At 67.6% G+C, this 26,797-nt stretch carries 30 protein-coding genes, 1 pseudogene and 1 riboswitch; of the genes and pseudogenes, 14 read left to right on the plus strand and 17 right to left on the minus strand.

All coding sequences use genetic code 11. From position 1 onward, the window contains the following. Positions 1 to 155: 155 nt before the first annotated feature. Positions 156 to 467, minus strand: a pseudogene (locus AC3IMC_RS02885) (SOS response-associated peptidase); the annotation flags it as partial. A gap of 131 nt (positions 468 to 598) precedes the next feature. On the opposite strand from AC3IMC_RS02885, the gene AC3IMC_RS02890 reads away from it, so the two are divergent. Then, positions 599 to 856, plus strand: a complete 258-nt coding sequence (locus AC3IMC_RS02890; protein ID WP_490916938.1) for a mycoredoxin — start codon at positions 599 to 601, stop codon at positions 854 to 856. 27 nt (positions 857 to 883) lie between these two features. Here the strand turns inward: AC3IMC_RS02890 and AC3IMC_RS02895 are convergent, their stop codons facing one another. The 4 genes from AC3IMC_RS02895 to AC3IMC_RS02910 all read right to left on the minus strand — a co-directional run bounded on the left by AC3IMC_RS02895 (position 884) and on the right by AC3IMC_RS02910 (position 4,992). After that, positions 884 to 1,621, minus strand: coding sequence for a lipoate--protein ligase family protein (locus tag AC3IMC_RS02895; protein WP_490916939.1), 738 nt, complete (start codon positions 1,619 to 1,621; stop codon positions 884 to 886). 139 nt (positions 1,622 to 1,760) lie between these two features. Then, complete coding sequence (locus AC3IMC_RS02900; protein ID WP_490917107.1) at positions 1,761 to 3,293, minus strand: ABC1 kinase family protein; 1,533 nt, start codon at positions 3,291 to 3,293, stop codon at positions 1,761 to 1,763. Between the two features lie 242 nt (positions 3,294 to 3,535). Beyond that, the gene (locus tag AC3IMC_RS02905; RefSeq protein WP_490916940.1) at positions 3,536 to 4,066 is read right to left on the minus strand and encodes a PadR family transcriptional regulator; all 531 of its coding nucleotides are present in this window, start codon (positions 4,064 to 4,066) and stop codon (positions 3,536 to 3,538) included. A 122-nt stretch (positions 4,067 to 4,188) separates the two neighbouring features. Beyond that, positions 4,189 to 4,992 (minus strand): thioesterase family protein, encoded by an 804-nt coding sequence (locus AC3IMC_RS02910; protein WP_490916941.1) that lies wholly within the window; start codon positions 4,990 to 4,992, stop codon positions 4,189 to 4,191. A gap of 154 nt (positions 4,993 to 5,146) precedes the next feature. Here AC3IMC_RS02910 and AC3IMC_RS02915 point away from each other — a divergent pair, with 154 nt between their 5' ends. Continuing rightward, a complete protein-coding gene (locus AC3IMC_RS02915) occupies positions 5,147 to 5,824 on the plus strand; it encodes an endonuclease/exonuclease/phosphatase family protein (protein ID WP_454485307.1) in 678 nt (225 codons plus the stop codon). Here AC3IMC_RS02915 and AC3IMC_RS02920 read toward each other — a convergent pair. Next, the gene (locus AC3IMC_RS02920) at positions 5,821 to 6,330 is read right to left on the minus strand and encodes an NUDIX domain-containing protein (protein WP_490916942.1); all 510 of its coding nucleotides are present in this window, start codon (positions 6,328 to 6,330) and stop codon (positions 5,821 to 5,823) included. The two genes, AC3IMC_RS02915 and AC3IMC_RS02920, sit on opposite strands and share 4 nt — an antisense overlap. Before the next feature lie 91 nt (positions 6,331 to 6,421). Next, positions 6,422 to 6,613, minus strand: coding sequence for a DUF1918 domain-containing protein (locus tag AC3IMC_RS02925; protein ID WP_454485310.1), 192 nt, complete (start codon positions 6,611 to 6,613; stop codon positions 6,422 to 6,424). A gap of 74 nt (positions 6,614 to 6,687) precedes the next feature. Here AC3IMC_RS02925 and AC3IMC_RS02930 point away from each other — a divergent pair, with 74 nt between their 5' ends. Further along, positions 6,688 to 7,194 carry a metallophosphoesterase family protein gene (locus tag AC3IMC_RS02930; protein ID WP_490916943.1) on the plus strand — a complete coding sequence of 169 codons (507 nt, stop codon included), beginning with the start codon at positions 6,688 to 6,690 and terminating at the stop codon, positions 7,192 to 7,194. Positions 7,195 to 7,274: 80 nt separating this feature from the next. Beyond that, on the plus strand, positions 7,275 to 8,168 hold the full coding sequence (locus AC3IMC_RS02935; protein ID WP_490916944.1) for a glucose 1-dehydrogenase: 894 nt from the start codon (positions 7,275 to 7,277) through the stop codon (positions 8,166 to 8,168). Positions 8,169 to 8,178: 10 nt separating this feature from the next. Here the strand turns inward: AC3IMC_RS02935 and AC3IMC_RS02940 are convergent, their stop codons facing one another. From AC3IMC_RS02940 to AC3IMC_RS02950, 3 genes are read right to left on the minus strand one after another with little or no spacing between them, the layout of a single operon-like run. Next, complete coding sequence (locus AC3IMC_RS02940) at positions 8,179 to 8,625, minus strand: DUF1810 domain-containing protein (protein ID WP_490916945.1); 447 nt, start codon at positions 8,623 to 8,625, stop codon at positions 8,179 to 8,181. Then, entirely contained in the window at positions 8,618 to 9,169 is a 552-nt protein-coding gene (locus tag AC3IMC_RS02945) for a DNA alkylation repair protein (RefSeq protein ID WP_490916946.1), read from the minus strand. The genes AC3IMC_RS02940 and AC3IMC_RS02945 overlap by 8 nt, the downstream gene beginning before the upstream one ends. Next, positions 9,166 to 9,525, minus strand: coding sequence for a TraR/DksA family transcriptional regulator (locus tag AC3IMC_RS02950; RefSeq protein WP_490916947.1), 360 nt, complete (start codon positions 9,523 to 9,525; stop codon positions 9,166 to 9,168). The genes AC3IMC_RS02945 and AC3IMC_RS02950 overlap by 4 nt, the downstream gene beginning before the upstream one ends. A 276-nt stretch (positions 9,526 to 9,801) precedes the next feature. Then, positions 9,802 to 9,992, plus strand: a riboswitch (cyclic di-AMP (ydaO/yuaA leader). A 3-nt stretch (positions 9,993 to 9,995) separates the two neighbouring features. On the opposite strand from AC3IMC_RS02950, the gene AC3IMC_RS02955 reads away from it, so the two are divergent. Then, positions 9,996 to 10,838 carry a LysM peptidoglycan-binding domain-containing protein gene (locus AC3IMC_RS02955; protein ID WP_490916948.1) on the plus strand — a complete coding sequence of 281 codons (843 nt, stop codon included), beginning with the start codon at positions 9,996 to 9,998 and terminating at the stop codon, positions 10,836 to 10,838. A gap of 57 nt (positions 10,839 to 10,895) precedes the next feature. Here the strand turns inward: AC3IMC_RS02955 and AC3IMC_RS02960 are convergent, their stop codons facing one another. From AC3IMC_RS02960 to AC3IMC_RS02975, 4 genes are read right to left on the minus strand one after another with little or no spacing between them, the layout of a single operon-like run. Further along, entirely contained in the window at positions 10,896 to 12,362 is a 1,467-nt protein-coding gene (locus AC3IMC_RS02960; protein WP_490916949.1) for a protein adenylyltransferase SelO, read from the minus strand. 9 nt (positions 12,363 to 12,371) lie between these two features. Further along, the gene (locus tag AC3IMC_RS02965) at positions 12,372 to 13,322 is read right to left on the minus strand and encodes a ribonuclease Z (RefSeq protein ID WP_490916950.1); all 951 of its coding nucleotides are present in this window, start codon (positions 13,320 to 13,322) and stop codon (positions 12,372 to 12,374) included. Further along, a complete protein-coding gene (locus tag AC3IMC_RS02970; RefSeq protein ID WP_490916951.1) occupies positions 13,315 to 13,839 on the minus strand; it encodes a mycothiol transferase in 525 nt (174 codons plus the stop codon). The genes AC3IMC_RS02965 and AC3IMC_RS02970 overlap by 8 nt, the downstream gene beginning before the upstream one ends. Positions 13,840 to 13,884: 45 nt before the next feature. Then, entirely contained in the window at positions 13,885 to 14,316 is a 432-nt protein-coding gene (locus tag AC3IMC_RS02975) for a hypothetical protein (RefSeq protein WP_490916952.1), read from the minus strand. A 262-nt stretch (positions 14,317 to 14,578) separates the two neighbouring features. On the opposite strand from AC3IMC_RS02975, the gene AC3IMC_RS02980 reads away from it, so the two are divergent. From AC3IMC_RS02980 to AC3IMC_RS03000, 5 genes are all read left to right on the plus strand, one after another. Beyond that, the gene (locus tag AC3IMC_RS02980; RefSeq protein WP_490916953.1) at positions 14,579 to 15,442 is read left to right on the plus strand and encodes a universal stress protein; all 864 of its coding nucleotides are present in this window, start codon (positions 14,579 to 14,581) and stop codon (positions 15,440 to 15,442) included. A 76-nt stretch (positions 15,443 to 15,518) separates the two neighbouring features. Further along, positions 15,519 to 17,261 (plus strand): DUF4389 domain-containing protein, encoded by a 1,743-nt coding sequence (locus AC3IMC_RS02985; RefSeq protein WP_490916954.1) that lies wholly within the window; start codon positions 15,519 to 15,521, stop codon positions 17,259 to 17,261. Between the two features lie 37 nt (positions 17,262 to 17,298). Then, positions 17,299 to 17,757 (plus strand): universal stress protein, encoded by a 459-nt coding sequence (locus AC3IMC_RS02990; RefSeq protein ID WP_490916955.1) that lies wholly within the window; start codon positions 17,299 to 17,301, stop codon positions 17,755 to 17,757. Positions 17,758 to 17,799: 42 nt separating this feature from the next. Continuing rightward, the gene (locus AC3IMC_RS02995; RefSeq protein ID WP_490916956.1) at positions 17,800 to 18,780 is read left to right on the plus strand and encodes a polysaccharide deacetylase family protein; all 981 of its coding nucleotides are present in this window, start codon (positions 17,800 to 17,802) and stop codon (positions 18,778 to 18,780) included. 97 nt (positions 18,781 to 18,877) lie between these two features. Then, positions 18,878 to 21,613, plus strand: coding sequence for an HAD-IC family P-type ATPase (locus tag AC3IMC_RS03000; RefSeq protein WP_490916957.1), 2,736 nt, complete (start codon positions 18,878 to 18,880; stop codon positions 21,611 to 21,613). A gap of 26 nt (positions 21,614 to 21,639) precedes the next feature. Here the strand turns inward: AC3IMC_RS03000 and AC3IMC_RS03005 are convergent, their stop codons facing one another. Next, a complete protein-coding gene (locus AC3IMC_RS03005; RefSeq protein WP_490916958.1) occupies positions 21,640 to 22,302 on the minus strand; it encodes a hypothetical protein in 663 nt (220 codons plus the stop codon). Between the two features lie 205 nt (positions 22,303 to 22,507). On the opposite strand from AC3IMC_RS03005, the gene AC3IMC_RS03010 reads away from it, so the two are divergent. Genes AC3IMC_RS03010 through AC3IMC_RS03020 form a run of 3 tightly spaced genes read left to right on the plus strand, consistent with a single transcriptional unit; the run spans position 22,508 to position 23,662 of the window. Continuing rightward, positions 22,508 to 22,765 carry an SHOCT domain-containing protein gene (locus AC3IMC_RS03010; RefSeq protein WP_490916959.1) on the plus strand — a complete coding sequence of 86 codons (258 nt, stop codon included), beginning with the start codon at positions 22,508 to 22,510 and terminating at the stop codon, positions 22,763 to 22,765. Positions 22,766 to 22,793: 28 nt separating this feature from the next. Further along, a complete protein-coding gene (locus AC3IMC_RS03015; RefSeq protein ID WP_490916960.1) occupies positions 22,794 to 23,111 on the plus strand; it encodes a DUF3040 domain-containing protein in 318 nt (105 codons plus the stop codon). Continuing rightward, positions 23,108 to 23,662, plus strand: coding sequence for a hemerythrin domain-containing protein (locus tag AC3IMC_RS03020; RefSeq protein ID WP_490916961.1), 555 nt, complete (start codon positions 23,108 to 23,110; stop codon positions 23,660 to 23,662). Before AC3IMC_RS03015 ends, AC3IMC_RS03020 begins: the two co-directional genes overlap by 4 nt. A gap of 16 nt (positions 23,663 to 23,678) precedes the next feature. Here AC3IMC_RS03020 and AC3IMC_RS03025 read toward each other — a convergent pair whose 3' ends face one another. Further along, on the minus strand, positions 23,679 to 24,116 hold the full coding sequence (locus tag AC3IMC_RS03025) for a universal stress protein (protein WP_490917108.1): 438 nt from the start codon (positions 24,114 to 24,116) through the stop codon (positions 23,679 to 23,681). A 320-nt stretch (positions 24,117 to 24,436) separates the two neighbouring features. Between AC3IMC_RS03025 and AC3IMC_RS03030 the strand changes: the two genes are divergently transcribed. Continuing rightward, positions 24,437 to 25,066, plus strand: coding sequence for a response regulator (locus AC3IMC_RS03030; RefSeq protein WP_490917109.1), 630 nt, complete (start codon positions 24,437 to 24,439; stop codon positions 25,064 to 25,066). 44 nt (positions 25,067 to 25,110) lie between these two features. Here AC3IMC_RS03030 and AC3IMC_RS03035 read toward each other — a convergent pair whose 3' ends face one another. Then, positions 25,111 to 26,763: a GAF domain-containing sensor histidine kinase gene (locus AC3IMC_RS03035; protein ID WP_490917110.1), complete on the minus strand. Its 1,653-nt coding sequence runs from the start codon at positions 26,761 to 26,763 to the stop codon at positions 25,111 to 25,113. Positions 26,764 to 26,797 lie beyond the last annotated feature (34 nt).

Raw genomic sequence — 26,797 nt, forward strand, 5'->3', positions numbered from 1 at the left:
ATAGTCCACCCGGCCGGCTCGCCCGCCACGCAACGACACGAAAGATGGCCGCAGCGTCAAAGACGGGTACCGGGTAATGCCGACTTCAACACTTTCCAGAGGGCAAATTCTGACTGTTGAAGACGTAAAAGACGGGGACCTGGGAGTACCGGATAAGCCGGGACGGCGCAGCGACGGGACTGTGCAGCCTTGCGGAAGGCGGGCTTTTCCAGCACGGTCTCGCTGCGGGCGTTGATCATCTTGGAACCGATTCCGGGATCCTTGGCCCAGGACGGAACCAGTCCCCAGCGCGCAACGTGCAGTTGCCGGACTTCCTGGTCGTCCCTGACCCGCTCAAGGACGATGGGAACGGCATCGGTGGGGGCCACATTCCAGGAGGGCGGAATGCTTACCTCGTCTTCCAGTTCGGCGTCGAATTCGGCCAGGAGATCCCCTACGGCCCGCGCCATCACGTAGCGTCCACACATGGCACCAGCATGCCACCGGCGCCACATACTGTCATGCAGGCTGCGGACCGCGCCGCAAAGGACGGGGAATACCCTTGTGCACGCTACCGTTGACGGTAAGGAAACCTTTCAATCGACGCTAGGAGAGCCCTGTGGACTTCACTCCCGAATCCGGCACCATCACCATGTTCTCGACCACTTGGTGCGGCTACTGCAACCGGCTGAAGAAGCAGCTTGACGCCCAGGGCATCGGCTACACCGAGATCAACATCGAAGAGGTGGACGGTACCGCCGAACTCGTGGAGCAGCTCAACGGAGGCAACCGCACCGTCCCCACGGTCCTCTTCCCGGACGGCACGGCGGCCACTAACCCGTCGGCGGCCGAGGTCAAGAACCGGCTGGCCGCCTAGGCGCCCTGCGGTACCTTCCGATGCGGGTCATGCCCCCAGGCTGCTGAACGGAGCAGTTTCCAGGGTGGCATGGCCCGCATAGGTCTTAAGGAGGGCCTGCTCCACGTCATCCACGCCAAGGCCCGGCACGAGGTCGTTGGCGGCGCCGGCGGTGGCGGGGTCCCAGTCCAGCCCGAGGGCGGCATAACTGTCCGTGAGGACTTTGCGGATTGGTGCGGAGTCCTCCACCACGATCACGGAGCTGAAGAGCCAGCCACCGGAGACGACACGCTGTGCCGTGCCCACAAGTTTCACGCGGCGGGAGCTGTCGGCAGGGTCGGTGCCGTGGACGCTGAACTCCCCAGGGCAGTACTCCCCCGGGATTTCCCCCACGTCCGCCTGCACCCCCACTTCGCGCAGGGCCTGGGCGAAGAGTTCGCCGAAGTAGCCGAACCGCGCCTTGGATCCTGCAATGGCGTCCTCGTCCGGCTCGATGTGGTCCACCACCAACGTTCCCTGGTGGTACGCCGCGGCGCGTCCCCCGGCCCGGCGGACCAGCGGTTCGAAGCCGTCATCGCGGCAGGCCTGGGCTGCAGCCTCGTACCCGGGCAGCCGGGTGTCCCGCTGGCCGAAGGCAACGGTGGGGGCCGGGCGGTACAGCCGCAGGGTGGGGCCGATCTCCCCGTTCTTAGCCCGGGCCAGCAGTTCCAGGCCGAATTCGAGGTCGCGGCCCGCGCCGAGGGAGACGTCCTGCCGCACCACGGTCAACGTGCGCCGCCCGTTCATGATGCCAGTCCCGTTCCGGCGTCGTGCATCCTGCCTTGCTCCCTGTGTCCTGCGGTCAATGGCGATCCTGGCGGACGGCCTCCCCTAGGTTACGCCGTGCCGCTGCCCGTCATTGACAAGGCAGGGAATCCCGCGGAGGTCAGTGGCGGCGGCCCACCCACAGTCCGTGGAGCAGCGGGAGCGCAGACGCGATCATCAGCACGTTGCCCAGGGCGGGATCCGCGCCCCGGAGCACGGCGCCTGAGACCAGGAGGGCGCCGAAGACCATGGCCGACGACGAACGCCTGGCCACGCGGTCCAGCCGGGCCACCTGCCGCTCCAGCCGCGGGACCGCCAGGGGCAGCGATCCCTCTTCGATCCGGGAAGCCAGGGCGTCCAGCCGCCTGGGCAGGCCGAGGGCTAACCCGGCGGCGTCCACTGCCTGCCGGGCAGCATCCTGGACGAAGTTGCCGCGTTCGTCCCGCAGCAGCTGCGCAGCATACGGCTCCACGGAATCCCACAGGTTGAACCGCTCGTCCAGCGAACTGCACACCCCTGAGGTCAGGGACATGGCGCGGATGATCAGCAGGAAGTTCTCCGGCAGCTGGAAGGGCAGTGAACGGACCACATCACCGAACTCCACAGCGAAGTCGCGGAATTCGCGCGGGTCCACTTCGCGCAGCTCGGCGAAACCCATTCCGCCGAAGCGGGCAAAGAGGTGCGTCATGGCGCGCTCGAGCTCCACGGTGTCCGCAGTGGGCACCAGGACGCCTACCTCCCGGATGGCGGCCACGAGCCCCTTGCCATCGCGAGCGGCGGCCGCGATCAGCAGTTTCCGGAGGCCTTTGCGTGTCGAGGCGGGAACTTCGCCCATCATGCCGAAGTCGATGAATGTCAGTTTCCACGGGCGCGCATCGCCGGCGGCCGGAACGGGGGTGACGAAGATGTTCCCGGGATGCGGGTCGGCGTGGAAGAAGCCGTTGGTGAACAGCTGGTCGAACATGACGGCCGCGAAGACGGGGGCCACCTCGGCGGGGTCGATTCCGATCGCCCGGAGCCCGGCCGTATCGGTGATCTTGACGGCTGTCACGTCTTCGAGGGTGAGGACGCGGCGGGTGCACCGCTCCCAGACGACGCCGGGCACGGCCACCTTGGCGTCCCCGGCAAAGTCATCCGCGAACCGCTCACAGTTGGCTGCCTCGTGCAGGTAGTCGATCTCCTCGAAGCTTGTCTGCGCGAATTCCTCCACGAGGGCGGGCACGTCGGCACGCTCGGAGACCACCCGGAACCGTTTGAGCCATCCGCCCACCCTGCGCAGGGCGGCGAGGTCGACGTCGACGATGGCACCAATGCCAGGCCGCTGCACCTTCACCACCACCCTGTCCAGCCCGGTGTCCGCACCGTCCAGGGGATTGAGGCGGGCCAGGTGCGCCTGACCGAGAGACGCTGCCGCGATCGGAACCTCCTCCAGGGCGGCAAAGACCTCTCGAAGGGGCGCGCCGAGTTCCTTCTCGGCCAGGCGCCGGATCTGAGGAAAGGGCACGGGCGGCACCTCGTCCTGCAGCCCTTCGAGCTCCTTGGTGATCTCGGGGGGAAGGACGTCGAGCCTGGAAGACAGGAACTGGCCCACCTTGATCATCAGGCCGCCAAGTTCCACCGCGAGGTCATGGAAACGCCGCGCGAACTGCTGCATCCGGCGCGAGCGGGTCCGCTCGGCCAGCCAGCCCAGCCCGATTCTCGGGAGGAACAGCTCAAACCACCAGATGACCAACAGGTTCCGGGCGGCGAAGCGCAGGATGCGGCGGTAACGGGCACGGGCGCTCCCGGCCCGGACGTCGTCATCCGGGCTGTCACCGGCGCTGCTGTTTGCGGCAGCGCCATCGCCGGCACCGGGCAGGGGACCGCCACGGCGCCGGAAGCTTGGCGCCACCCGCGTCAGTTCCGCGCGAGGATCGCGTACATTCGGCGGCGTGCCTCATCAAGCACCGCAACCGCCTCCTGCACCTGCTCAGGCGAACCCGTGCGCCCCACCTGGGCTGTAGCCTGGGCGAGCTCGACGGCGGCCCTCGGGAGGGAGCCCGAGCCGGCGGCCGCGGCATCCCATGGCGCGGGACCGTGATGGGCAGCGGCCTCTTCCCGGCCCGCTTCGGTCAGGGAGTAGATCTTGCGGCCATTGGATTCCTCGGCCCTGATGGAACCTTCGTCGGCCAGGAGCTGCAGGGTGGGATAGACCGAACCCGCGCTGGGTTTCCAGGCGCCGCCGCTGCGGTCTTCAATCTCCCGGATAATCTGGTAGCCATGCATGGGACGCTCGGCAAGCAGTGCCAGCACTGCCGCACGCACTTCACCCTTGCCTGCACGGGTGCTCCCCTGTTTTTCAAACCGTGAGCGGAGCTCCTCAACGGCCTGCCACATGCCGTCGATGTTGTTGCCGCCGAATCCGCGTGCCGGGAATGAACCACGCATGGTGATCTCCTCTGTGAAACGCCAACGATATACAACGATACATCCGGTACGTTGCCTGCCGCCTGCCTCCACGGACGTGCCCTGACGGCTCTTCTCCACGTGTTAAGGGGGCACGGGCTTGGTCAGGTCCTGCGCAGCGTCAGGATCTGCTCGGCCCGGCCAAAGGGCCCTTGGCGGTCGTGCAGGACAGTTGAGGTGAGTCCGATGCCGTCACGGCCGAACGACACGGCGTTGTCCAGCCCCAGCCACTCACCCTCGGGCCGGCGGTACATGTGGATCTGGAGGTCAAGGTTGGGGAAGGCGTAGCTGTCCTTGCCGGGCGGGACGCGGGCGGCGATGCCGTTTGCGGTGTCCACCAAGCCCATGAGCCGGGCGGTGTCTCCGCTGTCGGCCTGGTCCGTCAAGGGGTGCTCCGTGCGCAGCCATACCTTGCCGGCCCCCGGCCTGTGGCCTTCAGCCACCCGCATCTCCAGCGAACGGATAAAGCCGCCGGGCCATACGGCCGAGCCGTCGTACGGTTTGCATTCGTCGGGGCCCGGGATGGTCGGGTCCTCGACGGCGGCCACGCCACTGGTGTCACTGGTGACCATCCGCCACGCGGTGGCACGGATCGCCGTGCGGCCGCCTGCCACGAGCTCGGCCTGGACCAGTTCTATGGTCTTCCCGGGCCGCAGGGTGGTGGTCTCTATCTGGAATTCGCCGCCTGGAATCAGCCCCAGGATCTCGTAGCTGATCCGGGCCATCCGCAAGTCTGCGCGCGGCTCGTGCCGCTCCAGGGCCCCGGCCATCAGTCCGGATGCGGGAGCCATGTGCTGTTCATGGGCGTTCCAGGCGCCCTGGGCGTGAATGGTCGACCGGAACCGGCCGCCACCGAGGGCCTGGTAGTAAAAGTTGCCTTCGGCGAGTTCGGGCAGATCTGCAGTCAACGCTGACCCTTTCAGGAATTTCGGTGAATTGGCCCTAACTCTATCCCGCACCGGCACGGCACGCCGGGCAGCGGGCGAAATGTTGGGGTGTCCGTGCAGGCATCGGACTAGACTCAGGAACTGGTCCTGTCAGCAACCTCAAAAGAGGTATTTCATGCGCGTCATCAGCTACAACCTCCGCAAGCACAAGGCGAGTGGCGAGCTTCTCGCCCTGGCACGGAATCACGACATCGATGCGCTCTGCCTCCAGGAGGTGGATGCCAGCGACCTGCCCGAGACGCTGGGCCCGTTGCACCTGGCCGATGTCACCAAGGGCAACCGGCTGGGCCTGGCCATCTATTACCGCACCAGCCGGTTCACCGCCCTGGACACGCAGTCCTTTGCGTTGAAGAAATCCATGCACGACCGCGTACTGGCGCCCGCCCACGAGCGCCTCATCGGCACCCGCGTCATGGACAACGAGACCCAGCACGAACTGGTCATCGGCTCGTTCCACGCTGCGCCGCTCACCGCCTCCAACTCGCTGCGGCGCAAGCAGATCCACGCAGCGCACGCCGAACTGCTGAGCATGGGCAGGGGTTTGATGACGCTGATGGTAGGGGATTTCAACTACCCGTTCTTCACCAAGAACCTGGACATGCACATGAAGAACTCCGGGTACGCCCTCTCCCTCAGCAACCGCCGCACCTACACCCGCTACAAGGTATTCAAGGGCCACTTCGACTTCGCCACCTCGCTGGGCCTGGACATCGCAAGCGTGGAAACACTTCCGCGCGGCAACTCCGACCACCTGCCCATCCTGGTGACGGCGGAATACGGCCAGGGGTACTAGGCCCGCCCGTCCAGCCGGTCCAGCAGCCCGGGCCAGGATGCCGCGAACCCGGGGTGGAGGTCCAGGGCGTCCACCTCTGATACCGGAATCCACAGCAAGGCGATGCTTTCCGGATCGCTGATCACGGGGTCGAACGATTCCCGCACCCGCACCACCACGGTGGTGTAGGACCAGTAGCCGTGGTCCAGCACCGAGGTGAAGAGCACCTCCACGCTCTCCGAAGGGACCGCTGCCTCCTCGTAGGCCTCGCGGAGCGCACCGGCAACGGCTTCCTCGCCCTCGTGCAGCGCCCCGCCGGGCAGCCCCCAGGTTCCGCCGTTGTGGCTCCACACCGCTCGGTGCTGGAGGAGGACACCCTTGGCGGGGTCGTACGCCAGGACACCTGCTGCGCCGAACCTGCCCCAGTAGCGGCCGCGGTCGCCCTCGACCCAGGCATCGCCCGGGTCGCGCGGACCGGTGCGCTGCGGAGGCCGTGAAGACGAAGCGGATGCCGGAAAATGTTCCATGGCTTCAGTCTGACAGGTACTCCCGGCTTACAGAGGAACTGCGCCTCCCTCCAGGGGTACTGGGCTGCCTGACGTCAGGTGCCGGCAGGTGTCAGGTTGCGTGGCCGCGTTCGACGGCGAAATCGCCGCCGGGGTACATGACGGTCTCATGCCCGTCATCGAAGCGGACAACATAGGGCGGGGCCCCGCCCTGGCCGCGGACTTCCAGGATCACCCCGTGCCGGTCCGCGGACCCCACGGTCCGTCCGTGCACCACGATGCGGTCGCCTTGGGCTGCCTCCATGGCAATCACCTCCCAGCCCCCAGATTACGACTCGGCGGCCTGCGGGAACAGGGCAGCCGTGGCAGGATTCCGGTATGCCGCTGAAACTGGTTTTTATCGCCGACACCCACGTGCCCAAGCGCGCCAGGAACCTGCCGGAGCAGGTGTGGGCCGCGGTGGAAACCGCGGACGTGGTGTTCCACGCCGGAGACTGGGTGGAGCCGGCATTGCTGGATGAGTTCGAGGAACGCAGCACGTTGCTGCTGGGTGTCCACGGCAACAATGACGGCCCGGAACTGCGCCGGCGGCTCCCGGAGACGGCACGCATCACGCTGGACGACGTCCGGTTCGCGATGGTCCACGAGACGGGGCCGGCCAAGGGCCGCGAACCGCGCTGCGAGGCGCTGTTCCCGGACGCGGACGTCCTGGTGTTCGGGCACAGCCACATCCCGTGGGACACCACCTCGTCCGGGGGGCTCCGGCTGCTGAATCCCGGCTCCCCCACGGACCGGCGCCGGCAACCGGCCTGTACCTACATGGAAGCGGCCGTGGACGGCGGGCGGCTCGCCGAGGTCAGGCTGGTGGAGGTGCGGCGCGGCTGAACGGCTTGGCAGCGGCGGAATGTTTGCCTAGGCTGGAAAACGTAAGCATGCTTAGTTTTTGCGCCGAAGAGGAGGACCGCATGACCGACCAGTACACCTTCCGCAACCCCGTGACTGCCTACGAAAAGATCTCCCCGCCAGAGCAGCACCAGCCCGAGCCGGGCCTGGACGCGGAACTGGAGCCCAAGGCCGACCTGGGCGAAGAGACCTACCGCGGCACCGGGCGGCTGGAAGGCCGCCGTGCCATCGTGACCGGCGCGGACTCCGGCATCGGCGGGGCAACCGCCATTGCCTTCGCAAGGGAAGGCGCCGACGTCGTGCTCTCCTACCTGCCGCAGGAAGAGGAAGACGCGTCACGGATCGCCGGAATCATTGAGGCGGCAGGTCGCAAGGCAATCAAGGTCCCCGGCGACCTCAAGGACGCTGCGGCCTGCACGGACCTGGTGGACACCGCCGTTGCCGTCCTGGGCGGGGTGGACATCCTGGTCAACAACGCCGGCAAGCAGGTGGCCCAGAAGGACCTGCAGGACATCACGGATGAACAGTTCGACCACACGCTGAAGACCAACGTCTACGCCATGTTCTGGCTGACCAAGGCTGCGGTGCCGCACATGCCGCCGGGCTCCACCATTATCAACACCACCTCGATCCAGGCGTACAACCCCTCGCCCACGCTGGTGGACTACGCCACCACCAAGGCCAGCATCAACAACTTCACGAAGGGGCTGGCGCAGCAGCTGGCACCGAAGGGGATCCGGGTGAACGCGGTGGCTCCGGGCCCCATCTGGACCCCGTTGCAGGTGAGCAGCGGCCAGCCGAAGGAGGAACTGCCCGAGTTCGGCCAGTCCACTCCCCTGGGCCGGGCCGGGCAGCCCGCCGAACTGGCACCCGCGTATGTCTTCCTCGCGTCGCCGGAGTCCAGCTACGTGGTGGGCGAAACGCTCAACGTCAACGGCGGCAGCCCCACGCCGTAGCCGTTGCCGCTTATCCGGCGGCTTCCTGTTCGGCAAGCAGCGCGTCGGTGGCCTCGTCCGGCTGGCCGTCGAAGAACTGGGCCAGGACGGTCTTGAACACTGTTTCTCCGGGCGCCGCCCGGAGAAACAGTGTCATGGAGGACCGCAGCTTCTGCGCGTCGATGCCGCCCAGGATATCCTCGGCGGACCGGTCGGGGTGGTTGGTCAGGGCCTGCGCGCATTCGAGCAGCCGGGGGCCGAGGACGTCGTGGTCCAGATAGGCGCGTGCTTCAGCCAGGGATGCGATGGCGTAGGTGCGGGACATGGCGCTGCGCCCCAGGCCGGCGATCTGCGGGAAGACGAACCACATCCAGTGGCCGGTCTTGTTGCCCACCTGCAGCTCCCCCAGCGCCTGCTCATAGGTTCCACCGCGGTTTTGGGCGGTGACGAAACGGGCGAGGTCAAACGGTTCATTCATTGGATCTCCCAGGTGCGTTTCTCAGGGTCAGGTCCTTCTCAAGGGCATCCGCGGCCGCTTGCAGCTGCGGATCTTCCCGCCATCTTGCCAGGACAACGTCGGCGCGCTGCCGTTCGCGTTCCCCCAGTCCCGCCAGCAGCGGCACCAGGACGTCCGCGATCATCGGCTCCACCAGCTCCTGGGCCAGCGCGGAGCGGAGGAACCCTTCAAGGCGGGTCAGGTCCGAATGCCGGAGCCCGCGGACTTTGGATTGCAGCAGCACGACGGCGGCCAGGCGCCGCTCAAACACTGGCCGGGCTCCGGGTTTAGGCTGGCCCCAGAGCGCCGAAGCAAGCATGACCGTGCCGTCGTGGTCAAGGGCCTTGAATTTTCGCAGGGCGTCGCGCACGGTGCCGCGGACCGCCCCGACGGATGAGCCGTAGGAGGCGAGGGCCCCGCCCAGCCGGCTGCCGACGTCGTCCGCCCGGTACCAGGCACCCTCATTCTGGAGGGTCCTGTCGATGAATTCCGCGGCCGCGGCCACCGTGTCCGTGGCGCCGCTCATTGCCCACGCCCCGTTGCCGCATGCCGGATGCAATAGGGGGTCCACGGCCGGGCTTCCAGCCGGCCCTCGGCGATGGGCTCCCCGCACACCGCGCAGATACCGTAAGTACCGTCGCCGATCCGGGCCAGGGCGGCCTCCACCTGGTCAAGCCCCGCCGAACTCTGCTTCAGGAGCGCTGCGGCCTGGGAGAGTTCAAAGGCGATCGTTGCACCTTCGGGGTCGTGCTCGTCGTCGACGTTGGAGTCCTGGCGCGCTGAATTCGCCGCCGCGATATCCGCCCGGAGCGCCGGCAGCAAAGCCGACCTCCGCTCCCGCTCCTGCTCGAGCAGCACCCGGAACCGTTCAACGTCTGGCATAGGGAAAGCCTAGCGCCCCCTCAGGACCTTGATCTTGGTCACGATCAGGGGCATAGTTCCGAAGCCTGCCGGGTGCTTGCATGGCTTGGCAGGAGACCGTGGCGGAAGCGTTACCAAGGCATGCATGAACACGTTGCAGTAACAGGCGAAGTCGCGCATCAAAACGATTGCTTAATGCGAGAGGAAAACCTCGCATGTTATCCAAATGTGACAATTGACCCGAGAGCGGGTTATGGTCGAATGGTGTCCCTCCCAGACGGGACATTCCCATCAGCTTGCCGAGCCCTGCCGCTGACCCGGGATTCGATCGTTTCCAGCTGGCAGGGACGGGGGAACCACATTTCCATGGCCTCTTGAGGCCTTGGGGTTAAGTCGAATAGCGCCTCCGTCCGTTGCGGGGTGCTTTCGGCCGGGCATCTCCAGCCCGAACCCGACAGCTCACCCCGCAGGCATGGGAGAGGCGATCAACCGTGTCAAAAATTTCCAATGCAGCCCGTCACCGCGCGACTCCGGCCCGCTCAATTGTGCTCGAGGGCCTCGCCGTGACAGCGAAGTCCCAGGCCCGCTCGCTGGGCCGCCCGGCGCTCGCAGTGGCAGCAGCATCCGGCATTGCGTTCGGGGTCGGTGCGCCGGCCCACGCAGGTGTAACCGCCCCGGGCACCACGACTAACGTCGAGGCCACCGCCGAGCCCGCCGCGCAGGTGGCAGCGCCGGCCGCCGCTGCCGGCACCGTCCACACGGTGGTTTCCGGCGATACCCTTGGCGCCATCGCGTCAGCCTACGGTGTCGGCCTGAACGACGTCCTGTCCGCCAACGGACTGGGACTGTCCTCAATCATCTACCCGGGTGACCAGATCCAGATCCCCGAGGCAGGATACGTTGCGGCAGCACCCGCCCCGGCACCCGCTCCCGCCCCGGCACCCGTTACGGCGGCAGCTGCGTCCACTCCGGTGAACACCGGAATGAACATGTCCTACGCTTCGGCCACCCCGGCCTCCACCGGTACCGGCACGGGAGCCGCGATCCTCGCATCGGCCTACGGCCAGCTGGGTGTCCAGCAGGACTGCACGGCCATGGTGGAAAAGGCCCTGCGCTCCGTGGGCAAGTCGGTGGGCGACCTCGCCCCCACCCAGTTCTTCCAGTACGGCAGCGTGGTGGGCAGCCCGGCCCCCGGTGACCTGATCATCACCTCCGGCCACGTGGGCGTGTACGCCGGCAACGGCCAGGTGGTCAGCGGCGGCGTCAACGGCTACACCACCGAGGTACACTCCATCAGCTGGCTCGGCGGCTACTCCGCCGTCCGCGTGGCCTAACCACCGCGCGTCGAAGAAGGGCGGCGGCCGGGATTTCCGGCCGCCGCCCTTCTGCGTTCAGGTCCCGCAGAAGGTCATGTAACTCCCGAAGTCTTCGGGCGCTCCCTCGGCGTAGCGTTCCAGCCCAGGCCGCTCGGTGAAGGGTTCAGTGACCGCTTCCAGCAGCCGGCGCAGGGGGTCCAGGTCTCCCCCGGTGGCGGCCGCGAGTGCTTCTTCCACCAGGTGGTTGCGCGGAATATAGGCCGGGTTCACGCTGTCCATCAGCTCCTGGTCGGGGCCCAGGGCCTGCCACCGCTCAACCCAGGAATCGAAGGCCGGCAGGTCAAGGACCATGCCGCGGACGGGCCGGAGGTCGCCGCGGGCAGCCTTGCCGAGGTTCCGGAAGAACAGGGTGTAGTCGACGGGGCCGTCCTTGAGGATGGCGATTGCCCCGTCCACCACGGCCGAGGCAGCCTCATCGGCGGCCGCGGCCTCGGGGATGCCCAGCTTGGCCCTCATGCCGCCGGACCACGCGGCGCTGTATTGCCCGCGGAATGCGCCCAGGGCCTCCACCGCCGGCGTTACCGCCTTCTCCTGGTCCTCGTCGATCAGCGGCAGCATCGCCTCGGCGAGCCTGGCGAGATTCCATTCGGCAAGGACGGGCTGGTTGGCGTAGGCGTAGCGTCCGCTGACGTCGATTGAGCTGTAGACGGCGCCCGGGTTGAATGCGTCCATGAAGGCGCACGGGCCGTAGTCGATCGTCTCTCCGGAGATGGTCATGTTGTCCGTATTCATCACTCCGTGCACGAATCCGACCAGCATCCACCGGGCCACCAGGGAAGCCTGGGCCGAGACCACGGACCGGAACAGTTCCAGGTAGGGGTTTTCGACCTTCGCAGCGTCAGGGTAATGGCGGGCAATGGCGTGGTCCGCCAACCTCCGGAGCAGGCCGATATTCTCCGTTGCGCGCGCGTACTGGAAGCTGCCAACACGCAGGTGGCTGCCCGCCACCCTGGCCAGGACGGCCCCCGGCAGCATCCCGTCGCGCCGCACCTGCCGCCCGGTGGCCACGACCGCCAAGGAGCGCGTGGTGGGGATCCGGAGGGCGTGCATGGCCTCACTGACCAGGTACTCCCGCAGCATGGGCCCGACGACGGCACGGCCGTCCCCGGCGCGGGCGAACGGAGTGCGGCCGGAGCCTTTGAGGTGGATATCGCGGAGGCGTCCGCTGCGGTCAGTCAGCTCACCCAGCAGCAGGGCGCGCCCGTCGCCGAGCAGGGGTGAGTACCCGCCGAACTGGTGCCCGGCATATGCCTGCGCCACCGGTGTGGCGCCGTCCGGGACATGGTTGCCCACCAGGAGCCGGACGCCTTCGGGGCTGCGGAGGTAGCCCGGGTCCAGGCCCAGATCAGCGGCCAGCGCCTCGTTAAGGACCAGCAGTTCCGGAGCCGGGGCTTCCTCGGCCTGCCAGGGAACGGCGAGTTCGGCCAGTTCGCGGGCGAACTTGCCGTCGAGCGTGAGCGTGGATTCAGCTGCTGCCGTCATGTTTTAACCCTATCTCCGTGGTTCGTTCTGGGGCGCGCGGGGCGTGAACCCGGACCGGGCCGTAAATCCCGGCACGGTACGCCTGGGTGGAACGGCGATGCGCTGCAGGTCCTCCGCGGCCACCACCGCCGCAGCAGGGGCGCGCGCCTTCGCCTGGGCCGCCAGCAGTGAGACATCGTCGCCGTACCGCGCCGAGAAGTGCGTGAGCACCAGGGTGCGCGCTTTCGCGGCCGCCGCCAACTCCCCCGCCTGCCCGGCGGTGAGGTGGCGGTATTGCTCAGCCAGCCCGCCGTCGTCGTCGCTGAACGTTGATTCCGTGACCAGCAGGTCGGCCCCGGCGGCGAGTTCGTCGGCGCCGGCGCAAGGCGCGGTGTCCATGATGAACGCGAAGCGCTGGCCCGGCCGCGGAATGCTCACTTCCTCGAGCGGCACTCCTTCAAGGCTGCCCCCGCGCTGCAGCCGCCCGATGTCCGGTCCGGCGACGCCGGCGGCCTGAAGCCGCTCCGGCAGGAAGGTGCGGCCGTCCGGCTCGGTGAGCCGGTAACCGAACGTCTCGATCCGGTGCTTGAGGGGCCGGACCTCCAGGCCTTCGGCCACCGCCCCGGCTGAACCATGGGGGTGCAGCCGCAGGTCTATGCCTGGCGAACTGACGGAGAGAAGGGCCCGGACGACGTCTTCGCCGGCCGCCGGGTAATGCAGGTGCACCGGGTGGGACACGCCGTCCAGGGCCATCCGCGACAGCACTCCCGGCAGGCCAAAACAGTGGTCGCCGTGCACGTGGGTCAGGCAGATCCTGGTGATCCGGGTGGCAGAAACGCCGGCGTGGATCATCTGCCGCTGGGTGCCTTCACCTGGGTCGAAGAGCAGGCCTTCGCCGTCCCAACCCAGGAAGTAGCCGTTGTGGTTCCTGGCCCGCGTGGGCACCTGTGAGGCAGTCCCCAGGACCACCAGCTCACGCACCGGCCCGTTCCACTTTCCCTCCGTGCAGCCCCTTGGCGTAAGCGGCCTGGCCGGCGTGCTGGAGGCAATCGGCAAGGATGCTCACCAGCCGCACCCCGTAAGTCACCGGCGGGTCCCAGTTCCTGTCGACAACGCGGTCAAGGTCGGAGTCCCGGAGCCCTGACAGCACGGCGGCCGTTTGCTGGTGCACGGCGTCGTAGTATTCCTGCAGGAGAGCCCGCGGCGCACGTACCGCGTCCACCTGGCTGTCCGTATGGCCGTAGCCGGTGTCCTGCCGGGAGAGCGGCAGCCCGAAGCGGGACACGAAATCCTGGGCCGTCCAGACCTGTTCCAGCCCGGCAGCCGGAGCCACCTGGGCATCCTCCACCCGGCCAAGGTGCCAGACCAGCCATGCGATGGAATTGCCGGTGCCCGCCGGCCGCCGCTGCAGGGCGGCCTCATCGAGACCGTCGAGGGTTTGCGTTACCACTGCCTGGATGCGCCCGAAGGCGTCAGCCAGCAGTTCGTTCGTTTTCATGGCGTCTCCTCGCCTGCCCTGCCGCGCCGCCCCGGGTGGTGGCCGTCAGCGCTCCAGGTCGTCAGGCTCGAACTCGCTGAGCGGGGAGCCCCCGAAGTTCTCTTCGTCGTCGCTGCCGTCCGCTTCCAGGCCGGCAGGCACTTCGCCGAAGTCGACGTCTGCCGCCGCCTCTCCGAGCGTGGGCGCCTCCGGGGGCACCTGCTCGTCGCCGGCTTCATACCGTGCCCGGGCGGTCTCATCACGGAGGGTTTGCTCGCTGAGGAAGTCTTCCTCTTCGCCGGAAACCGCCTCGTCCTGCAGCAGCGGATCCTCCTGCCAGCGGTCCGGGTTGTTCTCCGCGGCCCCCGGATAGCTGTCGGGCTCCCCCGAGACCGGATCAAGTTCGAGGGAAGAGGCGGCACCGGGCGCCTGGTCGAGAAGCACGTCGTCTTCCTGCACTACTTCCAGTTCGTCGTCGGGCAGGTTCTGTTCAGTCATGATGGTGCCTTTCTCTTCGGAGGACGTTAGTAAGCATACTGACCAAATGCTGCCGGTGGGAACCGCCGACGGCACATTGACCCCAAGGCGGGCCTGGCGCCGTAGCCGGATTATCCAGTCCTGTGACTTTTGGCCCTACAGCCCCGCCGCGCCCGGAGCCAGTCTTGAAGGGCAGGACCACGGCATGGCTGGGCTGCGGTCCGGGCGCCTGGAGGTGCCCTGCCCATTACTGGACCCTTCGAACAGATCAGGAAGTGCGGCCATGACAACCCGTAAACCAATCGCTGTGGCCACCAATGATTCGGCCCAGAGCCAGGCCGCAGTCCTCTGGGCGGCCGCCCGGGCAAAACGCGCCGGCCTGCCGCTGGTGCTGCTCCATGTTGTGGACGACCGCTGGGTAGCGGAGCCCTACCCCTGGTTCGGCACCCTCCAGGAGGTCGGCCAGGAACTCCTGCAGAAGGCTGCCGCCCGCCTGGACGGGGTTGAACCGGCAGTCAGCACCGAACTCCTCACCGGCAGCGTGGGTGGATCACTGGCCAAGTACTCCAAAAGAACGTCGATGATGGTGGTCGGCTCCGGCAGCGGCCACCTCGGCGGCACGCTGGCCGACCGTGCACTGCAGGTCGCAACGGGCGCGAAGGTCCCGGTCGCCGTCGTCGGAACCCAGGACCTTGAGGGCAGGACGGGCGTAGTGGTCGGCGTGGACGGATCCCCTGAAGCAACCCAGGCGGTCGCGTTTGCCGCAGCGGAAGCGGACCGGGACGGCGAGGAACTGACGGTTGTCTACGCTATCAACGTCCCCAATCCTGTTATCGACGCGGGCCTGTCAACGGCAACCCTGGCAAGCCTGGCCGTCGACGAAGAACGGATCGTGCTCTCCGAAACCGTCGCCGGGCTCAAGGAGGACTACCCGGACCTCACGGTTCACCAGCGGCTCGAGGCCGAGCGCGGACCGGTGGATGCGCTTGTGGATGCCGCGTCCGGTGCGCGGCTGCTGGTGGTGGGCAGCCGCGGCCGCGGCGCCTTCAAGCGCCTTCTCCTCGGGTCCACCGCCCACGGCGTACTGAGGCACCTCCCCTGCCCCACCGTCATCACCAGGACCGAGGCCGGCGAGAACCAGATCTAGTAGGCAGCCGCAGCTGCGCCTTTTCCCACCAGCTCCTTCTTCCACGCAGAGTTTCCCAGGCGCAAGGAACCACACCATGAAAAAGCCCGCCGCCATCATCATGCTCATTCTCGGGATCCTGCTGGCTGTGCCGGGCCTGGCTGCCCTGGCGGGCGGTGCCGTGGCGTCAGCCGTGGGAGCCGCCCAGGGCGACGGGTACCTGACGTCCAGTACCAACCGCTTTTCCGTCAGCTCCTATGCAATCACGTCACCACGGATGGAGACTTTCCGCGAAGACGTGCCGGGCAGGGTTCCCTTCGACATCGGGACGCTGCGGTTGCGGGCGGAATCCGCATCACCGGGCAAGGAGGTGTTCATCGGCATCGGCCCGCAGGCGGACGTCGAGCGTTACCTCTCAGGCGTCCATCGTTCGGAGCTGCTCAATGCCTTCCGGCGGGGCGACCGTGCGGAGTACCGCGACATCCCCGGGGACACACCCGCCACGCCGCCTGCCGGGCAGGGTTTCTGGGCCACCTCGGTGTCAGGTCCGGGGCAGCAGGAGCTGACCTGGGACCTCGCGGCCGGCACCTGGGAAATCGTGGTGATGAACGCTGATGCCTCCTCCGGGGTGGACGTCCGGATGCAGGCCGGTTTCCGGTCCGAGCTGATCGGGCCGGCAGCCACCGGCCTGCTGGTGGGCGGAACCATCGCCCTCCTGATCGGGATCCCCCTGATTGTGTTCGGGGCCATGGGGCTCGGGCGGCACGCGGGTCCGCCGGCCAGGCCGCCGGCAGGCGGTCCCTACACCGGCAGCACCTACCCCGGAGGGCCTTACCAGGGCGGTCCGTATGCCAGCGGCGGCCCCTATCCCGGCAGCGCGTATCCCGGCAGCGCGTATCCAGGCAGTGCGTATCCAGGCAGTGCCCCTCCCGGCAGCCCCTACCCCGCCGGTCCGGCGGGGCCAGGGGCAACGCCGGCGGGAGCGGCCCCACCCGGTTCGCCCGGCGCTGCAGTGCCGCCCGGACCAATTCCACCCGGAGCAGTCCCGCCCGGAGCAATTCCACCCGGAGTTGTCCCGCCAGAATCCGTCCAGCCAGGAGCCGTCCCGCCCCCGCCCGGCGGCTTATCGGCTGACTTCGCGCCCTACCCGGCACGGCTCTACGGGGAACTCGATCCCCGCCTCTCCCGCTGGATGTGGCTCGTGAAGTGGTTCCTGGCCATCCCGCATTTCATCATTCTGTTCTTCCTGTGGTTTGCATTCATCGTCACCACCATCGTGGCCGGCTTCGCCATCCTGGTCACCGGCCGGTATCCGCGGGCGCTGTTCGACTTCAACGTCGGCGTGCTCCGCTGGAACTGGCGGGTGGCCTTCTACGCCTATGCGGCCGTCGGTACTGACGTCTACCCGCCCTTCACATTGGCCCGCACCAACTATCCGGCGGATTTCGAGGTGGACTACCCGCAACGCCTCTCCCGGGGCCTGGTCCTCATCAAGTGGTGGCTGCTCGCCATTCCGCACCTGCTCGTGGTAGCCGCTTTCGCAGGCACCGCCTGGCGGTGGGAAGCCGAACAAAACTTCTTTGGGACCACGTACGACCGGGGCTCCGGCCTGTCGTTGCTGGGGCTGCTGGTCCTGATCGCGGCAGTCGCCCTGCTGTTCACTGGCCGGTACCTGCGCCCCCTGTTCGACCTGATCCTTGGCATCAACCGGTGGATCTACCGGGTCATCGTCTACACGGCGCTGATGCGCGACGAGTACCCGCCGTTCCGGCTGGACCTGGGCGCCGCCGAGCCTCCTATGACCTTCGGCCCTAGCCCCGGCGGCCCTGGCCCGGCATGATTGCAGGTGACCGGACCGGACAAACAAGGGAGCTGACATGAGTGTTGCCGGAGCACCAATTGCCCGGATCCTGGTGGGTGTGGATGGATCGGAACCGTCAGTTGAGGCGCTTCGGCAGGCCCAGCGCTTTGCCACTTCCCTGGGTGCCAAGGTGGAAGCCATGGGCTGCTGGGAGTACCCGCAAATGTACGCGGGTTACGTCATGATGGGCATCGAGCACTTCGAAGAAGGGGCCAAAGCAATCCTCGACGAGGCGGTGAAGACGGCCTTCGGCGACGAAACGCCGGCAAACGTGACCGTCACGCTGGTGCGCGGACATCCGCGCGAGACACTCATCGAGGCCAGCCGGAACGCCGACATGATGGTGGTGGGACGCCGCGGCCATGGCGGCTTCGGCGGCCTGCTGCTCGGCTCGGTCAGCTCGGCCCTCGTGGCCCACGCCCATTGCCCGGTGCTGGTGGTCCACACCCCCGAGAAAGCGCACAGGGCTTCCTGAGGAAGCCGTGGGCACCAGCGGGACAGCGCGCCGGGGTCCGTGATGGCAGCGTCGGGCAAGGAGGTACGACGCCGGGCCGTCGCCGTCGTGGTGGTGCTCGCCCTGGCGCTCCTCGCCGCAGTCCTTACCGTCCTGCTGCGGCCGGGCGCCGGCAGCGCGCCGCCGGCTTCGCCCACCGCCCCGGCGGCAACGCCGTCCGCCTCCCTGGCCTCCCCGCCGGCATCGCCCGCCGAGTCGTCCCCACCGGGCCCCAGCGGCTCCGCCACCGTCGCTGCGCCCCAGGAAACCGGGACGCCGGAAGCCGGCGAGGCTCCCGTTGAACCGCCCGTCACGGTACCTCCGGAGCCTCCGGCCCCCGCGGAGCCGGCACCCGCCGCGCCCTTCCCCGGATCGCTGGCCGGCCAGGACCTCACCGTGATCCCCGGGGCGGGGCGTGTTGTTGCGTTGACGTTCGACGCGGGAGCCAACGCGGCCGGACTGCCCAAAATCCTTTCCACCCTGTCCGCCAAAGGTGCCACGGGCACGTTTTTCCTGACCGGCAACTGGGCCGCCAACAACCCGCAAGGCGTGGCGCAGATCGCGGCAGCCGGGCACCGGGTGGGAAACCACTCCATGACGCACCCCGGCTTCACCGGCCTCACCGAGGGTGCCATTGCCCAACAAGTGCGCGGGGCGGAGCAGACCATCCTTACGGCGGGTGCCGATCCCAGGCCGTTCTTCCGGTTCCCCTACGGAGAGCGTGACAGCCGGACCATTGCGGCAGTCAACGGCCTCGGCTACGTCGCGGTCCGGTGGACGGTGGACACGCTGGGCTGGAAGGGCACCAGTGGTGGCGCCAGCGTTCAGTCCGTCGTGGACAGGATCCTGGCGGGGCTGCAGCCAGGCGAGATCATCCTGATGCACATCGGCTCCAATCCTGACGACGCCACCACACTGGACGCCGACGCGCTGCCGCAAACCATCGACCGGATCAGGGCCGCAGGCTACGGCTTCACCACCCTCGACGCCCTGCCCGGAAGCTGACCCCGGCACCATGGCGAAGATCAGGCAAACCAAGGCCGGGCAGGGACAAGCCGCCGGCGCGCGCCAGGGCCAGAGGGGGCCACGCCCTGGCGGTGCAGTGGCTGGCGATGCACAAAGCAAAGCGCCGGAGCCCGCCCACCACGGATTGCCCTTCCACGAAGTCGTCCTGCTGCTCGGCAGTGATGCCGTCCGGGGCCTGGACGAGGAGCAGGTCAGCCAGCGACGGGCGCAATTCGGCGAAAATGTGCTTCCAAGGTCCCGCAGCGGCAGCGTCCTGCGGAAACTGGGGCGGCAGTTCAATAACCCGCTGGTCTATGTACTGCTGGCCTCTGCCGCCGTCACCGCAATCCTGGGCGAATTCCTGGACACCGGCGTCATCCTTGCGGTGGTGCTGGTCAACACACTGGTGGGGTTCATCCAGGAGGTGCGGGCGGAAGCGGCCCTGGATGCCCTTCATTCGCTGGTCCGCACCAAGGCCGCGGTGATGCGAAGCGGCAGCAGGCACCACATCCCCTCGGAGGACCTGGTTCCCGGGGACCTTGTGCTGGTGGAAGCAGGCGACAAGGTACCGGCTGACCTGCGCCTGGTCCGGCTGTCCGCATTGCGCGTGGACGAGTCCGCCCTGACCGGCGAATCGGAACCGGTTTCCAAGGACGAGGTGGTGCTTCCCCGGGCCACGCCGGTGGCTGACCGGAGGAACATGCTCTACAGCGGCACACTGGTGACCGCAGGCACCGGTGCCGGGATCGTCGTCGCCATCGGCGGTGAAACAGAGCTCGGCGAGATCCACCGGCTCATGGGATCCGTCCAGCCTGTGGCCACACCGCTGACCCAGAAGCTGGCACGGTTCAGCGGGACCCTGACGGTTGCCATCCTGGCTTTGGCCGCAGTGGCTTTCCTCGCCGGGGTGGCACACGGCGAGCAGCCTGCGCAGATGTTTACTGCCGCCGTCGCCCTCGCTGTGGGTGCCATCCCGGAAGGCCTTCCCGCCGCCGTCACGGTGACGCTGGCCATAGGCGTCCGCCGGATGGCCCGCCGGCGGGCCGTGGTCCGCCGCCTGCCGGTGGTGGAGACCCTGGGGAGCACCACAGTGATCTGCTCCGATAAGACCGGCACCTTCACTGAAAACCAGATGACCGTCCGGGCAATCTGGACTCCGGAACGCAGCTACCGGGTCACCGGTTCCGGATACGGCCCGGAGGGGCACATCCACCCTGCGGGCCAGCCGGAGAAGGCTGCCCAACCGGTGGCAACGGCCGACAACCTCGCGCTCTACTGGTCTCTCCTTGCCGGAGGCGCGTGCAATGACGCCACTGTCTTTCCCGAGGGAACCACCTGGCGGTCGCGGGGGGACCCCACCGAGGCGGCAATGCTGGTGGCAGCGGGGAAGGGCGGTGTGGACGTCGCGGGGTTCCTGGCAGCACGCCCCCGGCAGGCCGCCATGCCCTTCGCCTCCGAGCACCAGTTCATGGCCACGCTGCATCCGCCAGGTCCCCCGGACGGCCGCAGCATCGTCCTCGTGAAAGGATCCGTGGAACGCGTCCTGGACCTTTGTGGTTTCCAGATGGACGGAAAAGGCGGCACCGCACCGCTGCACCACCATGCTGCCCTCACGGCGGCGCACGCGCTCGCGGACACCGGGCTGCGGGTGCTCGCCACAGCCATCCTCTACCTGCCCGTGCCCGGCGGTGCCCTGACCGCAACGGCTCTGCGCGGCAGGATGACCCTCACCGGGCTCCAGGCGATGCTCGATCCCCCGCGTGAAGCGGCCGCCTCATCGGTCCACGCCTGCCAGCGCGCCGGCGTCGCGGTGAAGATGATAACGGGTGACCACGTCCGGACTGCCATGACCATCGCCGCGGCCGTCGGCCTGGCCTCCGACCACCGCGACGGCACCGCCTTAACCGGTGCGGAGCTGGACGCCATTCCGGCTGACCGCTTGCCGGACGCCGTCGAACGCGCCACGGTCTTCGCCCGCGTCTCACCGGAGCAGAAGCTCCGCCTCATCGGGGCGCTCCAGTCGCGCGGACACGTTGCGGCAATGACGGGCGACGGCGTAAACGACGCCCCGGCGCTGCGGCAGGCGGACGTTGGAATCTCCATGGGACGTTCGGGAACAGAGGTGGCCAAGGAGGCCGCTGACATCGTCCTGACCGATGACGACTTCGCCACGATCGAGGCGGCCGTCGAAGAAGGACGGAACGTCTTCGACAACCTGACCAAGTTCATCGTCTGGACCCTCCCCACCAACATGGCAGAAGGGCTGGTAATCCTGGTGGCCATCCTGGTGGGCGGGACGCTGCCCATCCTGCCCACCCAGATTCTGTGGATCAACATGACCACGGCGGTGGCTCTCGGGTTGATGCTGGCTTTCGAGCCCAAGGAGCCGGGACTCATGTCCCGTCCGCCCCGGCCACCGGACCGCCCCCTCCTGACATGGACCCTGACACTTCGGATCCTGCTGGTTTCCGCCCTCATGGTCGCCGGAGCCTGGTGGCTCTTTGAACATGAACTCAGCGTTGGCGCGTCCGTTGCCGAAGCCCGGACCGCTGCCTTGAACCTCTTCGTGGCCGTTGAAGTCTTCTATCTCTTCAGTTGCCGCTCGCTGACCCGGCCAGCCTGGCGGATCGGGCCCTTCAGCAATCGGTGGGTGATCCTCGGCGTCCTGGTCCAGGCAGCCGGACAGCTGTCCCTCACCTACACACCGGTGATGAACGACCTCTTCCACACCGCCCCGATCGACGGCGGAGCCTGGCTGCGCATTCTGGGCCTGGCAGTGCTCGCATCCCTGGTCGTCGCAGTGGACAAGCGCTTTCGGCGCCGCGGGTTCTAGCGCCGCAGCCTCTGGCGCCGAAGCTGCTAAGACCGGTGACCCTGCGGGCGGCTCTCCGTGAGGAGGCGGACCAGGACCAGTCCGCTCACCAGCGCCATCGCGACCGCCATGAGCACTGCCGCCCCGGCGCCGATGAGGGCCGTCAGCCATGCCGCCTGCCCGGGCTCCCACAAGGGGGTGGCAACCGCCATGAACACCGCCAGTCCGGCCGCCCACGCGGCCGCGCTTCCGCCAATCCAGCGCCACGCCCGCGGCACATGGTGCCGCAGCTCGATCCACTGCGCCGACCCGATCGAGCCAAGCAGAAGGACTGCAGCCAGCGACCCGGCCGCAATCCGTGCCGGGACCGGCCAGTCCTCCCATGCCGGCGAGGCCGACGGCAGCAACCCGACGGCCCAGGCAAAGCCGGCGGCAACGGACGTGAGCAGCACCCACGGGCGGGAGGCGACGCCAGGCAGGCGGGTTCGGAGGAGCCGCACCTGGAACCAACCCAGGACCGCCCCCTCGGCAAAGCCTGCCAGTACGAGGAGCAGCGGCACGCCATCAGGCCAGGCGTTGGCCCCGATGTACTCGGCAAGGACCGGGGCAAGGAAGCCCAGGCTCTCGCCAAGGGTTACCCACCCGACCCAACGGGCAAGGAAGCCCGTTCGGGGCGGCGGGCTCATATGGACCTTGCCCTCGACCTCCACGCCTATTCCTCCTGGTTCTCCTCCCCAGAGTGGCGGAACCGGGCCGTACCGTGCCAGTGCCAAAAGCCCCCGCGGCGGCCGGCTCAAGCCGGGATGGGTGCCCGGGAATGGGGACCAATGGCTCTGCCGCGGCGGCCACGCTCCTGCCGATACTGGAGTCAGCGGATGGCCGGCATCCGTTCTACAGTGACCGGAGGTCAGGGAAGTGTACGGCTGGAACGACGGCATGGGCCTGTGGGGCTATGTCCTGATGAGCATCAGCATGGTGGTGGTCTGGGGAGCTGTCATCACCGGCATCGTGCTGCTGGCCCGCTCGCTGCGGGCACCGTATCCGCACAATACCCAGTCCTCGTCGATGCGAACAGCGGAGGACGTGCTCGGTGAGCGGTTTGCCCGCGGGGAAATCGACGTTGCGGAATACCAAAACAGGCTGGCTGTGCTGCGCGGCCATCCAGGCAGCTAGCAGCCACGGAAGGATAGTGGGGGCAGTCGTGCCACTCTCGGAATTTGAGCAACGGGAGCTTGACAGCATCGCCCAGGGCCTGGAACAGGATGACCCCCGGCTCGCCGCGCTGCTCAACAGGAATATTTCCCCGTCTTCGCTGCGGACCCGGCTCGGCCGCGGCCTGGTCTTCTTTATGGCCGGGCTCTGCGTCCTGGTATTGGGACTGGTGGTCCGGGCGCCCTTCATAGGGGTGACCGGATTCGCCGTGATGAGCGTTGCGGGCTACTGGGCAACAAAGGACATCCGCTGGCCGTTCGGGCGCACCAAGCGGCAGGTTCCACAACTGGAAGGCAACAACGAATGAAGGCTCTACCGGCCGCAGGGAAAGAGGCATCCAACGAGGCGCGGGCGCTGAAGGCGGTGGAAACGCACCACGCCGATATGCTTCGGCAGCTCAACGGCATGGCCGGACTGCTGACCGAGGCTGTCGAAGCCGGGGACGCGAACGCCGAGCAGGGCACCCAGGCTGCCTTACTGGACTGGTGCGACCGGGAATTGGTCCCCCATGCCCTCGCCGAGGAGGGCCCGCTGTACAGCGGGCCGCGCGGCAAGCCGGGTGCGAAGCTTCTGGTGGAGGGGATGCTCGCGGAGCACAAAGTCATCGTCGACCTGGTCGAGGAGCTCCGGACCTCCAGCGGGGTGGCCGCCGCTGTGGCGGCCGGGGCCATCCAGCGCATCTTCGCCCTGCACCTGGACAAGGAGAACCGCCTGCTGATGCCCTTCGTCGTCGAATCCCCGGATTTGTCGCTTGCGGACGCCGTGGCAGGACTCCACGAGCTGGTGGGATCAGACGAAGGGCAAAGCGGCCATCAGCACCAGGACCACCACGCAGAAGAACACCGCCATCGCGCATAGGGTTAGCAAGCCCCTCCTACGGCCGGCCTTCTTCCGGGCTGTGGACCACCAGGACGGGACAGTGTGCATGGCTTACGCAGGCTGAACTCACCGAACCGGGGACGAAGCTCCCGTGTCCCCGGCGTCCCACGATGAGCAGTAGCGCATTGCGGCTGCCGTCGATCAACAACGGGCTTGGTTTCCCGCGTACCAGCCTGGGATGCACGAAGGCCGGCTGCTCGTCGAAGGCGTCCTTCAGGGCCTGCTGCAGCACCTGTTCCGCGGCGTACTTGAATCCTTCGATTCCGACAGCCAGGTAGACGCCGTAACCTGCCGGGACGTCCCAGCACGCCCACGCTTCGACCCTCGCCGCCAGGGGCTCCGCCAACGCACGGGCAACCCGGAGGGCTGCCACGGATGCCTCCGATCCATCCACTCCCACGATAATCCTCGGGTGCGTCTCCGCGGCTGCCATCGCCATGTCCGTTCTCTCTCGTGGTGCGGTCCGTCCCAGCGTGGACTGCACGCGTCAAGCGGGGTAGGGCCAAAGGTCACCCGGGTGGCGGCGTTGCCCGTACCGGACAGTGGGCTGCGCCCCTCCTGCTGGCCGCCCCGGCCCGCGCGCGCCGCTGTGGACTTTGGTCCCTTCCCACCCATCCCTGGTCAGGGAACAATGGGGTTTAGTCCCTCCTGGGGACTGCCCCTCCGGGAAAGCGGGGCCTGGTCAGATGTTGGGAGCATTAGGTGCAAATCCATGAAGTGGGGGCGAACCACACACAAGCTTCTTCCGGGCCCATGCGGGTGTTCATCCTCGATGACCATGAGCTGGTCCGCCAGGGGCTGAGGGACCTGCTGGAGGGTGAGGGGTTCCTGGTCGTTGGTGAGAGCGGCTCCGCCGCGGAGGCCACACGTCGCATTCCCGCGTTGCAGCCTGACATCGCCATCCTTGACGGGCGCCTTCCCGACGGCACGGGCATAGAAGTCTGCCGCGACGTGCGTTCCCTTGACCCCCGGCTGCGCTGCCTCATCCTGACCAGCTACGACGACGAACAGGCCCTTCGGGGTGCTGTCCTGGCCGGGGCATCCGGTTACATCCTGAAGCAGATCCGGAGCGATGACCTTCTGACCGGAATCCGCAGGGCCGCGGCCGGTGAGTCGCTGTTCGAGCCCGGGGTGGAGCAGCGGATCATCGAGGGCCTGGCCAGTGCCCCGGTTGACCCGCGCCTGGAAGCCCTCAGCGCACAGGAAAAGAAGGTCCTGGCCCTGATCGGGAAGGGACTGACCAACCGGCAAATCGGTGATGACCTGTTCCTGGCCGAAAAGACCGTCAAGAACTATGTCTCGTCAATCCTCGCAAAACTGGGCTTTGAGCGCCGGACCCAGGCTGCGGTGTACGTCACCCGGAATGTTACGGATGAATCCTGACGTCCAGGCTGGATCGCCCCGCCTGCGATGAGGACAGCCGCCGATTAGGACAGCCGCGCCGACCACTGGACGGCGGTGCCTTTTCCGGGCGCGCTCTCGATGACGCAGGTGCCGCCCAGCAGCTCCGCCCGGTAGCGCATGTTCGCCAGGCCGCTGACCTCGGCAGGCTCCGTAAACCCCCGCCCGTTGTCGCTGATGAGGAGCTGGACCAGGGTGCGGCCCACCGTGACGGCAACCTGGATCTCGTCACCTCCGGAGTGCCTGAGGGCATTGCTCAACGCTTCCGAGACGACTGACAGCAAGTGGACGGCCACCTCTTCCGGGACCGAGTCCACGGGCCCGTCCAGGGCAACCTTGGGGGTAACCGCGTAGCTGCGGGAGTTCTCCCGGACAACCCGCAAAATCCGGCCCGTCAGGGCTTCCCGCTCCTCCTCCCCCGTCCGGAGTGAGTAGATCGTGTCCCGCAATTTCCGGATGGTGTCATCCAGTTCCCTGGTGACCGCGCCGATGCGCTCGTGTGCCACGGGGTCGGGCGTGTAGCGGCGCAAGGTCTGGATGCTCAGGCCGGCGGCAAACAACCGCTGGATGACAAGGTCGTGCAGGTCGCGGGCAATCCGCTCCCGGTCGGTGAACAGGAGGTTCTGTTCGCGAAGCGCGTTGACGCGGGCCAGGTCCAGTGCCAGCCCGATCCGGCTCCCGAACATGGCACTGGATTCGACATCCGACTGGTTGAACACCGGGGCCCCCTGTGCGCGGGCCACCAACAGCACGCCGTTGTCGCTGGTGCCGTGCCCGAGCGGAAACACCAGCACCGAACCGAGCTTCTTGGCAACCTCGTCCTCGAACACCTGGCCCGGCTCCCGGACCACCAGGGATTCGCCCGAGTCAATGACGGAGGAGATCGTTGCGGAGACCGTGATCTCCTGCCCGGCCTGCAGGCCCTGCACCCCCAGTGAGGACTGGCAGCGCAGTACGCCCTCACCGGCCGGAACTGCTATCACTGCCAGTGCCGAATCGGAGACTTTAAGCGCTGTTTCGGCGATCAGGTCGAGGCTGTCTGCATCACTCGGATGGGACGCCAGGATCAGCCGGCTGCTCAGCTCCATGCCCGCTTCCAGCCATTTTTGCCGCCGGCCGCTGTCCTCGAAGAGGCGGGCGTTCTGAATGGCGACTCCAGCCGCGGCAGCCAAGGCCACCGCCAGGTCCTCGTCCTCGGGGGTGAAGTCCTTCCCGCCGAACTTCTCGGTGAGGTACAGGTTGCCAAACACCTCGTCGCGCACGCGGACCGGTACACCCAGGAACGTCTTCATCGGCGGATGGTTCGGGGGAAAGCCCGAGGTGATGGGATGCTTGCCAAGGTCATGCAGGCGCAAAGGCTTCGGTTCGCGGATCAACAGGCCCAGGACACCGTGCCCCGTCGGCAGGTCGCCGATCGAGCGGATGCCCTCCTCATCAATACCCACCGTGATGAAGTGGCTCAGCCTGCGGTCCTCGCCAATGACGCCCAAGGCGCCGTATTTTGCGCCCACCAGCGCGCAGGCAGAGCGGACAAGGCGGTCCAGGACGGCTTCCAGGCTCAGGTCCTCGGCAAGGGCGACGACGGCGGCCAGCAAGCCGTTGATCCGTTCCTGGGTATCCAGGAGCTCGTCTCCCCGGGCGGTCAAGTCCCGCAGGAGTTCCTCAACCCTGTCCCTCATGGGAGAGTTCCACTGCCGCTCAGTGCCCACGTTC

Source organism: Arthrobacter sp. E70, from assembly GCF_058266945.1.